14 protein-coding genes are annotated in these 14154 nt (G+C 61.1%); 9 read left to right on the plus strand and 5 right to left on the minus strand.

All coding sequences use genetic code 11. The features are described 5' to 3' along the window. Positions 1–121 precede the first annotated feature (121 nt). The 9 genes from PQQ95_RS04975 (at position 122) to PQQ95_RS05015 (ending at position 9671) form a co-directional block, all read left to right on the plus strand. Positions 122–523, plus strand: coding sequence for a DUF2946 domain-containing protein (locus PQQ95_RS04975; RefSeq protein WP_408435445.1), 402 nt, complete (start codon positions 122–124; stop codon positions 521–523). Positions 524–606: 83 nt separating this feature from the next. Then, a complete protein-coding gene (locus PQQ95_RS04980; protein WP_408435447.1) occupies positions 607–3009 on the plus strand; it encodes a TonB-dependent receptor in 2403 nt (800 codons plus the stop codon). A gap of 139 nt (positions 3010–3148) precedes the next feature. After that, complete coding sequence (locus PQQ95_RS04985) at positions 3149–4660, plus strand: PepSY-associated TM helix domain-containing protein (protein ID WP_408435449.1); 1512 nt, start codon at positions 3149–3151, stop codon at positions 4658–4660. A 36-nt stretch (positions 4661–4696) separates the two neighbouring features. Then, positions 4697–5146, plus strand: coding sequence for a copper chaperone PCu(A)C (locus PQQ95_RS04990; protein ID WP_408435451.1), 450 nt, complete (start codon positions 4697–4699; stop codon positions 5144–5146). Between the two features lie 153 nt (positions 5147–5299). After that, positions 5300–5563, plus strand: coding sequence for a BufA1 family periplasmic bufferin-type metallophore (locus tag PQQ95_RS04995; RefSeq protein WP_408435453.1), 264 nt, complete (start codon positions 5300–5302; stop codon positions 5561–5563). 37 nt (positions 5564–5600) lie between these two features. Beyond that, the gene (gene bufB / locus PQQ95_RS05000; protein WP_408435455.1) at positions 5601–6497 is read left to right on the plus strand and encodes an MNIO family bufferin maturase; all 897 of its coding nucleotides are present in this window, start codon (positions 5601–5603) and stop codon (positions 6495–6497) included. Next, the gene (locus PQQ95_RS05005; protein WP_408435457.1) at positions 6481–7482 is read left to right on the plus strand and encodes an HvfC/BufC family peptide modification chaperone; all 1002 of its coding nucleotides are present in this window, start codon (positions 6481–6483) and stop codon (positions 7480–7482) included. Before bufB ends, PQQ95_RS05005 begins: the two co-directional genes overlap by 17 nt. Positions 7483–7695: 213 nt before the next feature. After that, positions 7696–8490 (plus strand): DeoR/GlpR family DNA-binding transcription regulator, encoded by a 795-nt coding sequence (locus PQQ95_RS05010; protein ID WP_408435459.1) that lies wholly within the window; start codon positions 7696–7698, stop codon positions 8488–8490. Continuing rightward, positions 8487–9671, plus strand: a complete 1185-nt coding sequence (locus PQQ95_RS05015) for an MFS transporter (RefSeq protein WP_408435461.1) — start codon at positions 8487–8489, stop codon at positions 9669–9671. The genes PQQ95_RS05010 and PQQ95_RS05015 overlap by 4 nt, the downstream gene beginning before the upstream one ends. On the opposite strand, the gene PQQ95_RS05020 is transcribed toward PQQ95_RS05015, so the two are convergent. The 5 genes from PQQ95_RS05020 to PQQ95_RS05040 all read right to left on the minus strand — a co-directional run bounded on the left by PQQ95_RS05020 (position 9588) and on the right by PQQ95_RS05040 (position 14090). Continuing rightward, on the minus strand, positions 9588–10487 hold the full coding sequence (locus PQQ95_RS05020) for a sterol desaturase family protein (protein ID WP_408435462.1): 900 nt from the start codon (positions 10485–10487) through the stop codon (positions 9588–9590). The genes PQQ95_RS05015 and PQQ95_RS05020 overlap by 84 nt on opposite strands. A 22-nt stretch (positions 10488–10509) precedes the next feature. Continuing rightward, positions 10510–11898 (minus strand): TadE/TadG family type IV pilus assembly protein, encoded by a 1389-nt coding sequence (locus PQQ95_RS05025; RefSeq protein ID WP_408435463.1) that lies wholly within the window; start codon positions 11896–11898, stop codon positions 10510–10512. A gap of 29 nt (positions 11899–11927) precedes the next feature. Continuing rightward, entirely contained in the window at positions 11928–12569 is a 642-nt protein-coding gene (locus PQQ95_RS05030) for a TadE/TadG family type IV pilus assembly protein (RefSeq protein WP_408435464.1), read from the minus strand. A gap of 1 nt (position 12570) precedes the next feature. Next, positions 12571–13080, minus strand: coding sequence for a TadE/TadG family type IV pilus assembly protein (locus PQQ95_RS05035; RefSeq protein WP_408435465.1), 510 nt, complete (start codon positions 13078–13080; stop codon positions 12571–12573). Positions 13081–13142: 62 nt separating this feature from the next. Then, positions 13143–14090 carry a type II secretion system F family protein gene (locus tag PQQ95_RS05040; RefSeq protein ID WP_408435466.1) on the minus strand — a complete coding sequence of 316 codons (948 nt, stop codon included), beginning with the start codon at positions 14088–14090 and terminating at the stop codon, positions 13143–13145. Between the last annotated feature and the right edge of the window lie 64 nt (positions 14091–14154).

Below are 14154 nucleotides of genomic sequence, written 5' to 3' on the forward strand. Positions count from 1 at the left end.
CAAGCTGTAACGCCCCGAAATGAGCCGGTTTCGGCCTTCTAATCCGACGCTATAAACGGAATCACACGAGAAAAGACCGCGCCGCAATGCTAGAATCGCCCGCGTCTTTACGTTCATCACCATGACTCCACACGCCCGTAACCGCATGACCGCATGGCTTGGCCTGATCGCCATGTGGCTTGTCGTGTTCGCGCCGGTCGTGAGTCAGTTGCTGGTGTCGAACCGCGCGAACGAGCCCTTCGCGGCGCTCTGTTCGGCGCTGCAGCCGGCCAATCAGAGCCTGGTGAGCCACGCCACGCAGGCCAACCCGGCGCCCGTCCATCTCAGCCATGACGACGCGTTCGGCGCATGCGGCTACTGCCATCTGCTCCAGCATCACGTCGCCATGCCGAGTGTCGCGGCCGTCGAACCGCCGCCCGCGCTCGCGCTTGCCGGCACTGTGCCGCCCGCCCTCTCCACCCGCTTCACGCCGCTCGGCGCGTTCCCGTCCGGACGCCCAAGAGGCCCGCCCGCCGTTTCCTGATCGCTGTTGTTCCTGATCGCGCGTCTTGCCGCACCCGTTGAGGGCGCGCGCGATCGCCTGTTCAATGCATCAAGGAAACGTTCATGCTCAACTTCGCTTTGCGAGGGCTGCGCTTTTGCGCCCGCCGCGGCGCCCGGCGCATTCCATCCGGCCGGCGGCCGCTGCCGGCGCTGTCGCCGCTGTCATATTTCTCAACGTATTTTTCCGCGCTGGTTCCAGCATTCGTACCGGCATTCATCGCCTCCCCGGCTCACGCGGAGAGCGCACCCGCCGACGCCACGCTGCCTATCGTAAGCGTCACGGCCAGTGCCAATGCCGTTGCCAACCCGCGCGCCGTCGATCCTAACCTGCCGGCCTCGGTCGAAACGGTGACGCGCGAACAGTTCGACAACTGGAACGTCGTCAACACCGAAGACGTGTTGAAGTACATGCCGAACCTTGCCGTGCGCAAGCGCTTTATCGGCGATCTGAATTCGATCATCGCCGTACGCGGCACCAGCAATACACAGAGCGCACGCGGTCTCGTCTACGCGGACGGCCTGCTGCTCAGCAATCTGCTCGGTAACAGTTATTCGTTTCCGCCGCGCTGGTCGATGGTGTTTCCCGACGAGATCCAGCAGGTCGACGTGATCTACGGCCCGTTTTCAGCGCTCTATCCGGGCAATTCGCTCGGCGCCACCGTGCTCATCAGCACGCGCATGCCGAAGAAGTTTGAAGCCGACGCGGACGTCAAAGCCTTCACGCAGCATTTCAGCCTGTTCGGTGTGAATCAGAACTTCAATGGCAGCGAAGCGAGCGCGTCGATCGGCGACCGGATCGGGAAATTCTCGTATTTTCTAGGCGTGAATCACCTGGAGAACACGAGCCAGCCGCTGCAATTCGCCACGCTGGCCAAGTCGGGTACGCCGGCGAAAGCCGGTGACACGCCCGTTACCGGCGCGTACTTCTACAACAACCAGACCAACACGCCGACCGCGGTGCTCGGCGTGAACGGTGAAGGGATCGAACACACGGTGCAGGACCAGTTCAAGCTGAAGATGCAGTACGACTTCACGCCGACACTGCAGGCCGCCTTTACGCTCGGCTACTGGCACCAGACCTACAACAGCGAGACATCGAGTTTCCTGCGCGACGCGAATGGCAACCCGGTATACAGCGGCAAGGTTGCGATCGGCGGCTACGAGTACACGATTCCGGCTGCCGCGCTCGCCCCGAGTCTCGGCCACAGCGAGAACTGGCTATACGGGCTCACGCTGAAGACCCGCAACGCCACCGGCTGGAACGGCGAAGCCACCGCTTCTTACTACGACGTCGGCAATAGCGTGGCGCGCACCGCCAATTCCGGTGCGCCGGGCAACGGCCCCGGCACGGTGATCTTCGGCGACGGCACCGGCTGGAAAACACTCGATCTGCGTACTACTTACACTCCCGTCACGCCGCAAGCGGGGTGGACGAATCACGCGCTGAGTTTCGGCTATCACTACGACAACTACTTCCTCGACAACCAGAGTTACAACACGCTGAACTGGCGCGACGGCGCGGCCACGTCGTTCGCCAATGCGTTCGCCGGCAAGACGCAGACTCAGGCGCTGTACGCACAGGATGCCTGGCGCTTTCTGCCGCGCTGGAAACTGGTGTATGGCGTGCGGTACGAAGACTGGCAAGCCTATGGAGGCTCGCAGGCGCTGCCCGGCAACACCCTGCCGTACAGCGATGCGAACCAGCATCATGTCTCGCCGAAAGCCTCATTGTCGTTCGATGTCACCGACGATCTGAGCTTGCGCGCTTCCATCGGCCGCGCCTATCGGTTTCCCACGGTGGGCGAGATGTTCCAGGGGCAAATCAACGGCTCGTCGATCATCAACAACAATCCGAATCTGAAACCCGAAGACGATCTCTCGAAAGAGCTGACCGCCGAATGGGCGCACTGGAATGGCGTGTTCCGCTTCTCGCTGTTCCAGGACGACGTGAAGAACACGATCTTCAGTCAGACCGATACGACCGTGATTCCGAACGTGACGAATTTCCAGAACATCGGCAAGGTGCGCTCGCGTGGCGTCGAAACGAGCTACTCGGGAGAGGATGTATTCGTACGCGGCCTGGATCTGCTGGCGAGTGTGGCGTACACACAGTCGAAGATCATCGCGAATGCGCAGAATCCTGCGAGTGTCGGCAAATACTTCTATCGGATTCCGCTGTGGCGCGTGAATCTCGCCGCGACGTATCACATCGACGAACGCGCGGCGTTCACGCTCGCCGCGCGCTACTCCGGCCGCCAATACAACACGCTCACCAATACCGACACGAATCCCGATGTTTTCGGCGGCACCAGTTCGTACACGGTGGCGGACGCGAAATTCACGTTCAAGCCGACCAGGCTGAGTGAAATCGGCATCGGCGTGGACAACCTGTTCGACGCGCGCTATTTCGTCTACCACCCGTACCCGGGCCGCACGTTCTATGTCGAAGCGAAGTTGCGCATGTGAACACGCGATCGGCATGCGCTATTTGCACGCGCCCGGTACTCGAAATGCTCGAAGCACTCGACGTGCTCGCGAATTGCAAATTCAGCCCATGCCTCGCGGCGCAAACCGATCGACCCACAATCTGCTTCAGGAGGATTGAATGTCCACCACGACTGCCCAACGCACGACCTCGGCAACAGGCACGGCCAACGCCGGCTACCGGACGCTCTGGCGCTGGCACTTTTACGCGGGTCTCTTTGTGATGCCGTTTCTGGTGGTGCTTGCGATCACCGGCACGCTGTATTGCTTCCAGCCGCAAATCGAGCCGCTGCTTTACCCGCACCGCCTGATTGTCGAACCGCAAGCCACGCCACGGCTGCCGGAAGACGCATTGCTTGCCAAAGCCCGTGCAGCGATGCCGGCCGATGCGCGCGCGTTGACGGCGCCTATCGCGAACGCCCCGAACCGCAGCACCGAGTTTATCTTTCGCCTCGCCAACGGCGAAAAGCAGAGCGTCTATCTGAACCCATATAGCGGCGAAGTACTGGGCACGCTGAGCGTCGAGCGCCGCTTCATGCAGGTGGACCGCATGCTTCACCGCAAGCTGCTGCTCGGCAAACCGGGCGAATTACTGATGGAACTGGCCGCGTGCTGGACGCTGGTGATGATCGGCACCGGCATCGCGCTCTGGTGGCCACGCGAGAAAACTACCGCACGTGCGGCGCTGGTGCCGCGTTTTTCGCTGCAAGGACGCGCGCTTTGGAAAAATCTTCACGCCGTGATGGGCATCTGGCTCGCGCTCGGCGCGCTCCTATTCGTGCTGAGCGGTCTGCCGTGGACAGGCTCGTGGGGTAAGCAGTTCAAGGCACTCGCGACCGCCGCTGATCTTGGCGCGCCGCCGGGCGCGTGGGGCGGCCTGCCGTTGCGCTCTGCCCTGCCAGGCGCGCGCGCTGACAAGCAGGCGGGCACTGCCGACACAGGCGCCGAAACGCAATCGGCCCACGGTGCAGATAGACCAAACGCTGAACACGGCGCGCACCAGGCGAACATAGACTCGATGCCGGGCATGGTGATGGACGATCTGCCATTGCCACTCACGCCATGGGCCGTCGGCAACATGCCGGTGCCGCAATCCGCCGATGCACCCGCGGCGCAAGCGCTACCGCTCGGACGCATCGTCGCCCTCGTCGCATCGCTCGGCGTCCAGAGCGGCTACGACATCGTGTTACCCACGTCTGCCACCGGCGTCTACACCGTCTCGTACTTTCCCGACGACCCGAAAAACGAGCGCACGCTGTACATCGACCAATACAGCGGCACGGTTCTGAAAGACATCCGGTACGACGACTACGGCGCGGTATCGAAGGCCGTCTCATACGGCACGTCGCTGCACATGGGCCGCTATTTCGGCGTCGCCAATCAGATTCTCTGCGCCGCGATTTCACTCGGGCTTGCGGGGATGGCCGTGACCGGCTGCGTGATGTGGTGGAAGCGGCGCCCGCAGCGCTCGCTCGGCGCACCGTCGCGCGAGCGCGCCGCGCCGCCGATGCGTGGCTGGAAAACCGGCCTCGTTCTGCTCGGCATCGTCTTCCCATTGATGGGCGCCACGCTGCTCGCGGTATGGCTAGCCGATCGCACGATTTTTGGCCGCGCCACGCGGCAATCCGCTTAACGCTTCATTTCCGCCGTTAAAACCAAGGGATATATCATGAAGACATCACGCAGACTTCTATTCGCCGCTTTGCTGTGCGGTTCATCCGTTCAGGCGTTCGCGGGTGCCGCGGCAACCGCGAGCGTATCGGACTGCTGGATTCGCGCGTTGCCGGGTGATCTGCCGTCGGGCGGGTATTTCAAGGCCAGTAATGCGGGTGATCAACCGGTCAATCTCGTCGGCATCAGCACTGCAGCCTTCGGCATGGCTATGCTGCATCAGACGCAAAGCCAGGGCAGTACATCTTCCATGGCGATGGTCGATCAGGTTGCGGTGCCCGCGCACGGCTCACTCGTCTTTGCACCGGGCAACTATCACGTGATGCTGGAGCATCCGAAGCAACCGCTCAAGATCGGCACGACGATCCCGCTGACATTCTCGTTCAGCGACGGCGAAAAGATCACGGCCAACTGTGCCGTGAGAAGCGCGGGTACGATGAGCCAGTAACATACTGGACAGGCAATGCCACAAGCTTAAAATCGGCTTACAGATAGCCTTGGCGCTGCGCATCAGCGCACCGCATCGACCCGAGGCAACCCATGGCGGAGCGAAGGTCGACGTGGTGCGGAAATCCATCGCCGCTTACTCAGGAGAAGCAAATTGAACTCGAAACTTAGCCGGCCGGCATTGATCGCCGCGGCACTCGCAGGACTCGCGGCCACTAGCATCGGCGCAGCGCATGCAGACGAGAAGGTCCAGTGTTTTGGCATCGCCAAGGCCGGTCAGAACGACTGCGCGAGCAAGACCGGTGTGCATAGCTGCGCCGGTGAGGCCAAGGTCGATAACGACAAAGGCGACTTCAAGACCGTGCCGAAAGGCACCTGTACGAAAATGGGCGGCAAGTTCGACGAACAGCATTCCTGATGCCGGCACTGCGTTCCCGTGCTGTTCGAGGTCTTTGATGCCTCCCTTCGCCACCTCTGCCGGCGCGCCGCCCGGCATCGGTATCGGGTTGCGTCACGCTCACTACCGCGACTTCCTCAGCGCGACGCCCCCGCTCGACTGGGTCGAAGTACACAGTGAAAATTATTTCGGCGACGGTGGCTTCGACCTGCACGTGCTCGACACCGTGCGGCGCGACCTGCCCGTCAGTTTGCATGGGGTCGGTCTCGGCCTTGGCTCGACCAACCCTCTCGACTTCGCCCACGTTGCGAAGCTCAAACGCCTGATCGAGCGGATCGAGCCGGCTGTCGTCTCCGAACATCTTTGCTGGGGCGCGACCTCAGCCGGCCATCTGAACGATCTTTTGCCGATGCCCTTGACCCAGGCGGCGCTCGCGCTGATCTCTGCGCGTGTCAGCGAATTGCAGGACGCGCTGGGCCGGCCGGTTCTGCTGGAAAACGTCTCCACCTACGTTCGATTCCGCGACGATCAGTACAGCGAGGCAGCATTCCTCGCCGAACTCGCGTCACGCACGGGTTGCGGCGTATTACTCGACGTGAACAACCTGTATGTGAACCAATGCAATCATGGCGAGGACGCGGTCGCGGCCATGAACGCGCTGGCGATCGGCACGATTGGCGAGATTCATCTTGCAGGTCATCGCGTGACGGACGTCGCCGTCATCGACGATCACGGCTCACGGGTCGCCAACGAAGTCTGGGCGCTCTATGAATACGCGCTACAGCGGTTCGGTACGATACCGACGTTGATCGAGTGGGATACCGATATACCGGCTTTAAGCGTCATGCTCGATGAAGCCGGCCGCGCCCGTGATGTTCAGAAAACCGCGCACGCCGGACGATCGGCTCTCAATCCCGCGATTCAATACGACGCTGGCGATGCGCACGCCGCTTGAGTCACTGCAGCGCATGTTTGCCGAATCGCTGGAGAGCGAACAGCGGCCTGTGCTTTCGCGACTGCAACACACGGCGCGCGAAGTCGGTCACGCGCAAGCTCGCGCCGACAGGGCGGTATATGCCGATGGACAAACAGCCTGCCTCACCGGCAAGGGCAGTGGCAGTGGTACCGCCGACGACAAGGACAGTGTCAACGTCGACGTCGTTGGCAATGGCAATGGCAATGGCAATGGCAATGGCAATGGCAATGGCAATGGCAATGGCAATGGCAATGGCAATGGCAACGACAATAGCACCGCCACCGAACTCACAGACAATCTGCGTCAGCGCGTCGACCTCTATCGGAGCAGCATTCGCGCCAATCGGCGAACTGCACTCGCGAGCGCCTATCCCGTCTTACTCGCACTAGTCGGCGACGCCTGGTTCGATGCGCTGTCAGTGGCTTACGCGCAAGCGCATCCGTCGCAGAGCGGCGACCTCAATCACTTCGGCGCAGCGCTACCGGATTTCATCGAAACCTATGAACGGACCCCGCGTTTCCGCTATTTTGCCGATCTCGCGCGTCTCGAGTGGTCGCTGCATCTGGCCTACTTTGCAGCGGACGCGAAGGGCCTTACGCAAGCGGAATGGGCCGCCATCCGCCCCGAAGATCTGCTCGAAGCGAAACTGACCGTGCATCCCGCCTGCGCGCTCATCTCTTCCCCCTATGCGATCGCCGGAATCTGGATTGCACATCAGCCGGGCGGCTCTTTTCCGGCAGATATCGAGTCACCGACCTATGCACTGGTCGTGCGACCCCATTGGCAACCGCAGATACTCATTCAATGCGCCGCCGCACATGCGGCTTTCGATGCGTTACAACGTGGAGCGACGCTCAATGACGCGCTCGATTCGGCATTTGCAATCGATGCCGAATTCAATTTCACGTCGCAATGGCGCGCGTGGATTGCGGCCTCGGCGATTACAGGCGTCCAGCTCGCCTAACCTGCGCTCCCGCCGGTGCCTTAACGATCTGTCGATAACGTAGCGTCAGATGAATGTCTGATTGGGTCGATAACCCGCGTAGCCACGCCACGTGGTTTCGTCCTGCCCCCGACGGCTCTCGGTCTGCCACTTTTTCCCGTTATTGCACACCACGCTCGTTTACGATACATTTTGCTCGATTGTGATCGTTTCGAAATCGAGCAAGGTGAAGTCATGCAACGGACGCGGCAGGACGCAATGGAAGGGCTGCTGCCCGACGAACGGGCGCGGCTGATTCTGGAACGGTTACGGGCGCAGGGCCGCGTCCTCGCATCCGAACTCGCTACCGAACTCCAGACATCCGAACACACAGTGCGCCGTCACTTGCGCGAACTGGCCGATCAGGGCCATTGCAAGCGCGTGTATGGCGGCGCCCTGCTGATCTCGCCTGCCGGCGTAGACGCGTCGGTCCGCATGCACGAAGCCCTGGATCGCAAGGCCTGTCTCGCCGTCGCCGCGGCGTCCATCGTCCGGCCCAGTCAGGTCATTTTGCTGGACACCGGATCAACCAACGTCGCGATTGCCGCCGCGCTCCCGGACCACGCGGATCTGACCGTCGTGACGAACTCCCCTGAGGCTTGCGCGCGCCTCCTGAACCGGCCGGGGTTCGACATCATTCTCATCGGCGGGCGCATCGCACAGCACGCAGCCGGCTCAACGGGAGCGACAGCCTTGCTGCAGATCCAGCAGATCAAGGCCGATCTTTGCTTTCTGGGTGCGTGCGCGTTCGATCCAGACGAAGGCGTCGCCGCGTTCGACGCCGAAGAAGCCGAACTCAAACGTGCAATGGTAAAAACAAGCAGCCGGGTCGCCATCGCCATGACGTCGGAAAAATTGATGACCGCCGCGCCGTTTTCCGTTGCACCGGCGCGCTACGTGGACTATTTATTCGTCGAAGCGGATGTGACAGCCGAGCGGCGCGCCCAACTCGAATCGGTTTGCGACAACGTCATGGTGGCGCGCTCATGAAAGCACTCGCCAATCCGGTCAGCACGCCGCTCGTGAAGCCGTTCAAGGAACGTGTGGCCACCCTTGGCGTATTTCTCGCCAACGGATTCGGGATCGGCGCCTGGGCTGTCGAAGTGCCGCGCATCAAGGAAAGCCTGTCACTCAGCGACACATCGTTGGGCATCGCGTTGTTCGCCTTTGCGCTGGGGGCTATCGTCGCGATGCCATTGGCCGGGCAGTTGGCGCCGCGCTTCGGCAGCGGCCGGGCCACCGCGCTGCTCGGCGCGGCATTTGTCGTGGCGCTGCCGCTCCCCGCCCTCGCGCCGAACCTGGTGACGCTGTGCATTCTGCTCCTCGCACTCGGTGCGGCGAACGGCGCGCTCGACGTCTCGATGAACGGCCATGCCAGCACGATAGAAACGCAGTGGAAGTCGCCCATCATGTCCTCGTTTCATGCGGCGTGGAGTGCGGGCGGCCTGCTTGGCGCGGCGATGGGCGGCATGCTCCAGAAAAGCGGCGTCGGCGTGACCGGCGGTCTCTTGCTGCCGGATGTGTTCATCGCCGTCCTCGTTTTCGCCGCTGCGATGCTCGCGTTGCGCGATCTCGGCCCGAGGGCGGCCGCGTCCTCGAGTGGATTTGCGCTGCCCAACGCTGCAGTGATGAAACTTGCGCTGCTCGCGTTCCTTTGCATGATGGTGGAAGGCGCAGTGGCCGACTGGAGCGCGGTGTACTTGCGCTCCGCCTTGAATGAAGAAGCCAGCGTCGCCGCGGTGGGTTATTCCGCGTTTGCGTTCTCGATGGCCGCCTGCCGCTTCGTGGGCGACGTCTCCGTGCGCCGTTTCGGTTCGAGCAAGGTGATCAGCTTCGGCGGTCTTCTGGCGGTGGCGGGGCTCGCGCTGGTGTCGAGCCTGCCGACTGTGTTCACGGCATGCGTGGGCTTCGCCATGGTCGGCGTCGGCCTCGCGAATATCGTCCCGGTGATTTTCAGTGCGGCGGGCCGCTCGACCGTTACACCGGCTATTGGTGTTTCGATGGCGGCCACGGCGGGTTATGCGGGCTTCCTGGTCGGGCCACCGCTGATTGGACTCGGCGCGGGTTTGCTCGGCTTGCGCGTGGCGCTATGCGTGCTCGTCGTGGCTGCTATGGTTGTTTGTTTGACGGGTGGCAAGGCGGTGCGTGGAGTGGGTGTGAGGGGGGGGTAGAACACTCCGGGCAGGCGTTTGCAGCGGCCAGCTCAGCGCACCCAGCAGCGAACGCGGTTGCGCGCCGTCGTCCAGACCAGTGGCCGGCCATTCGTGCTTCGAGGGCACCCAGAGCGTGCCGAACAAATGGTCCCACAGCGGCAGCAGTTGTGTGAAGTTGTGGTCGAAATGCTCGGTGCGGTTCGAGTGATGCAGCCGGTGGTATTGCGGATTGTTGACCCACGTCGTGAAGCGGCCCAGGTCGATGCGCAGGTTCATATGCGCGAAGTAATTGCCGAACATGAAAATGATCGCGGTCACGCCGACAATCCATGGTTCGACCTTGAACAGCACGCCAACTACTGGATAAAGCAGGCAACCCTTGATGAGCACCTCGAACCAGTGATGCCGGAACGTCACCGTGACATTGAACTCGTCGGCACTGTGATGTAGCGAATGCAACTTCCACAACACGGGCCATGCATGCTGCAAGCGGTGAAACGCATACTCCAGCAAGTCGAACGTCAATAGCACGATTACGATAGAAGCCAACGCGCCCCACCCTCGCGAGGCCAACACGACCCAGCCACCGCCGAACGCATTGACAAGCGCGACGCTGATCACCGCCAGGAGTGGCCGCATTGCTTCCGCGAACGCCATATACAGCGCCGCGTAGACGACGTTAAAGCGCATCCCGGCGCGCGATTGCAATAGCTCGGCCGGCCAGCGGCGCTCCAGTGCCCCACCGCCCGCCATCATCAGCAGTGCGAGCGCGTAGCCGCCCAGCCAATGGGTCGCGTGGTGCAGCAGTTCAGAAAATGGGCTAGATGCAAACATGGGCAAAAGTTGCATGGGGCGCTCACTGTGAAATGCGGAGGATCTGCGATGCTAGCTGCGAATAGCACGGTGCAAGGTCCGCCGGAGTCGCAGCGTAACAATAGACGCCGACGGGTTGTTTCGGGTTGTAGCATCGAGGCAAAGCATCCGGCACGTTTGCTATGCATTTCAGAACATCTTCGCCGGGCTCATTATCCCACCCGGTGCCTCCTGTCAGGTACGGACCATATCCGAGTGCGAACACAAAGATGCCTTCAGCGCGTGCTTGCGCAGCCATCGCTTCGAGCAGATTGCGCGAAGCCCGATTGACGTTTATGTATCGGGTTTGGTAGCTGGCGCCGTTCATGTCTTTGGTCACGACGCGCGGAGTGCCCGTAACGATCGGAAACGTAACGAGGGGCTCCGACGCGGCGTGCGCGTTATACATGTCCGGCAAATGGTCGATGTTCGCGGCTGTGCTCGAATAACACGACCCAGACAGCGCCTGCGCCTGGGCGCTCATACTGTCCAATCCGCCTGGATTGCTTTGCACTGACTTCCCGTTCTGCGGCGGAGCGTCGCCCGTCATGAGCGTTCCAAGGGGCTTAGCACACGACGATGCCGCACTCGTCATCGGGAAATTCGATGAAAAACTGTTCGGCGCACCATCCGAAAAAAACACAATAACGCGCTGACTGGATGGCTGCGTGATGACATGGTTCAACTGCCATCTTGCATTCCACATAGCTTCCGAAGAGTTTGTGTTTCCGTTGAACGTGTAGTTGTTTATGTCCGTCGTCATAGTCGTACGGTCGAATCCACGGACGTTGCTATTCTTGAACGGTACGTCGACCACCGTGCCGGCTGCGAAGTGCATTAACGCCACGCGGTCGTTCGTGACATCGAAATTGTTGAGAAAATTTGCCGCACCAGCGCGCACGGCTTTTTGCGTCACGGAATCGCTCATCGACGAAGTCGTATCAATCACAAACGCCATATCGAGCGTCTTGCGGATCGCCTGCGAAGATGCACTGACGTTCAGCACCTTGAAGCCAAGCGTCTGCATGAAGGTGACCGGCACCTGCGCCTGCGCCGACATGTTGATCGTCACGGTCCCTTTGTTGTCGAACACGACTGAGGGCGTGCCGGCCGTCGCCGTCGAACCGAGAAAACCAGCCGGATAGTTGGCCGTGAAAAACGCGTTGGCCGCCTGCGTTGCGTTCGTGGTCTGCTCCGACTGATTGTTGCCGCGCGTCACGGCCTGGCCCGCGGCGACTACCGCGCCGTCGGTGGCCGCATCGAGCCGCGCCCTGATCATATAGCCGAGGCCCGAATCGATCGCAAGGCCAACAATGCCCAGCAACGCGACCAGCGACACCGCGACAATGATGCTGATCGAGCCTTTCTGATGTTTGTGTGACGCTGTTTTCATTCCATCCCCCGACCTGCTTTTATTTTGAATCAGAACACCGTCATCGCATACAGATTCGGCGACAGCGCGGGTGTCGTGATACCGCCGCCCAGTTTCAACGAGCCGATCAGCGGTGTTTGCAGATAGAACGCTTCGACGGCGTATGCAATCTGCCCGCTCGATAGATTGCCTTGCAACAGGTTCACTACCGGCGACTTGCTGCCTGGCGCGGGCAAGCCGCTACAACTACCCGTGCCGTCGGTGGCCCAGCTCGTACTCGTGCCGCTACTGCTGCCGCAGGTCCACAGCTTGCTCGCCGGAAAGTAGTTGCCGCCGGTCCAGCGATACTGCGCGACCACCACCCCGGTGCAGCTGTTGCCATTGGCGTCGCAATTGTTGTTGCCCATGATCTCGGTAATGTAGATCATGCCGTTCGCGTCCATGTTGAGTGGCGGCGTCGTCGCAGTGAGCGACGACATGATGGTCTGCATCGGATACGTCAGCGACGCACGGGACGACAGGTTTGCCCCTTCGCGGCTCACATTGATCAGAATCATCTGCGCCTGGATGTTGCGAGCGACGTCGACGACCGGCAGCGCAAGTGCAACGAGTACCGGTAGCAGCAGCGCCAACTCCACGCTGACGACACCAGTGGTCTTGCGACGGCTCTTCCCCCATGGTTTTGTCTTCACGTTAGAAGCCCTCGTTGCGCATCGTCGTCGCGACGCTAAAGCTATATTTGCCGCCGGAAAAAAACGGGCTGACCAGTGGGGTCAGCAAAGGCCAGATGCAATTGATCTGCAGCACCACGATGTCGCCAGGATTGCCGAACATGCCGGATCCGTAGCTCGCCTGTGTGTTGTAGGCTTGCGTGGTACCGTTGATCGTGATCGTATAGCTGGGCGACACCAGGTTGTACAAACCCATCGAGCTGTTCTTGATCTCCTGCACAATCGCGAGATAACGCTGCTGGTTGGTCGCGCTCGGGTCGAGGTTACTTTGGCCGGTCACCGAATAGCGTGCTCCCTCGCGCACGGCATATTGCATCGTCAGGTTGACCCACAGCGCGATACCCATATCCATCACAATGCACAGCAGCAGAAACAGCAGCGGTGCAAGCAGCGCAAACTCAACAGTGACGACCCCACGCTGTTTGGGCGTGCGCTTCGGCGCCTGCTTCAGTTGCGGGCGAGCAGTTCTCATATCGCCTCCTCGTTAAGGGTCACCAGGCATTGTCGTCGAAGCCGGCACGGTGTCTGGCCTCCCTAGATGCCACTCATCGTTGGCACCAGTTGGCGTATCACCTGGATCGCCGACGGACCAATCAATACCGTAACCAATGCAGGAAAGATAAAGAACATCAGCGGAAACAGTAACTTGAGCGCGATCTTGGCAGCCTTCTCTTCGGCGCGCATGCGGCGTTTGGTGCGCAGATTGTCCGTATAGACGCGCAGCGAGTCGCCGACGCTGGTGCCGAAGCGATCGGCCTGAATCAGCATCGCGGTGAGCGTGTCAATATCTTCGACGCCGGTGCGCAGCGACAGGTTGCGCAGCGCCTTGTCGCGTCCCGAGCCAGCACGCAGTTCGAGCAACACCAACTCGAATTCATCTTTCAGCGCGTGACTTCTTACGCCGATTTCTCGTGTGACACGCATCATGGCCGCGTCGAGGCCAAGGCCGGCCTCCACACAGACGGTCATCAGATCAAGCGCATCGGGCAGGTCCTCGAACAGCTTGCGCTGGCGTTGTTCGATCATGCGTGAAAGGACCAGGTTCGGCAGATAGAAGCCGAGCGCCGACGCAGCGAGCACTGCAAGCAGCAGCAACATGCGCCGCTCAGGGGTAAAGAGGCTTCCACAAAAAATCAGGGCTATCGCAGGCAACACCAGCGCCAACAGAGTCTTCGCGGAAAAATAAAGCGCCGGGGCGGACGGATTGCGGATGCCTGCGTTGGCGAACCGCAGCCGGAGCGTCGACTTGTCCCAATCTTCTTTCGGCAAAGAAAGTTTTGCGACATGGTGGGACATTTTCGTGACGGTTTCGACCCACGTATTCTGTTCCGCCGAGTCGGACTCGTCGAGGGACGCCGGCGCGCCGACATGATCGATACGCCGTTGCAATGGATCGGGTCGCAACAGCATCATCGCCTTCAACATGGCGCAGAACACAATGATAAACATCAGACCCAGCACGACGATTTGTTCGGTTCTCATGGTCTGCGGGTTGTCCCGCCCTCCTCGATTCGTTGTTGCCTGATGCGCCGGCCTGAAATCACTC

The organism is Paraburkholderia caffeinilytica (assembly GCF_046030355.1).
In the GTDB taxonomy this organism is placed as follows: domain Bacteria; phylum Pseudomonadota; class Gammaproteobacteria; order Burkholderiales; family Burkholderiaceae; genus Paraburkholderia; species Paraburkholderia caffeinilytica_B.

Excerpts from the sequence above, each read along its gene's own strand:
- PQQ95_RS04975 (WP_408435445.1), top strand. The coding sequence starts at position 122 with ATGACTCCACACGCCCGTAACCGCATGACCGCATGGCTTGGCCTGATC.
- PQQ95_RS04980 (WP_408435447.1), top strand. The coding sequence starts at position 607 with ATGCTCAACTTCGCTTTGCGAGGGCTGCGCTTTTGCGCCCGCCGCGGC.
- PQQ95_RS04985 (WP_408435449.1), top strand. The coding sequence starts at position 3,149 with ATGTCCACCACGACTGCCCAACGCACGACCTCGGCAACAGGCACGGCC.
- PQQ95_RS04990 (WP_408435451.1), top strand. The coding sequence starts at position 4,697 with ATGAAGACATCACGCAGACTTCTATTCGCCGCTTTGCTGTGCGGTTCA.
- bufB (WP_408435455.1), top strand. The coding sequence starts at position 5,601 with ATGCCTCCCTTCGCCACCTCTGCCGGCGCGCCGCCCGGCATCGGTATC.
- PQQ95_RS05005 (WP_408435457.1), top strand. The coding sequence starts at position 6,481 with ATGCGCACGCCGCTTGAGTCACTGCAGCGCATGTTTGCCGAATCGCTG.
- PQQ95_RS05010 (WP_408435459.1), top strand. The coding sequence starts at position 7,696 with ATGCAACGGACGCGGCAGGACGCAATGGAAGGGCTGCTGCCCGACGAA.
- PQQ95_RS05015 (WP_408435461.1), top strand. The coding sequence starts at position 8,487 with ATGAAAGCACTCGCCAATCCGGTCAGCACGCCGCTCGTGAAGCCGTTC.
- PQQ95_RS05020 (WP_408435462.1), bottom strand. The coding sequence starts at position 10,487 with ATGTTTGCATCTAGCCCATTTTCTGAACTGCTGCACCACGCGACCCAT.
- PQQ95_RS05025 (WP_408435463.1), bottom strand. The coding sequence starts at position 11,898 with ATGAAAACAGCGTCACACAAACATCAGAAAGGCTCGATCAGCATCATT.
- PQQ95_RS05035 (WP_408435465.1), bottom strand. The coding sequence starts at position 13,080 with ATGAGAACTGCTCGCCCGCAACTGAAGCAGGCGCCGAAGCGCACGCCC.
- PQQ95_RS05040 (WP_408435466.1), bottom strand. The coding sequence starts at position 14,090 with ATGAGAACCGAACAAATCGTCGTGCTGGGTCTGATGTTTATCATTGTG.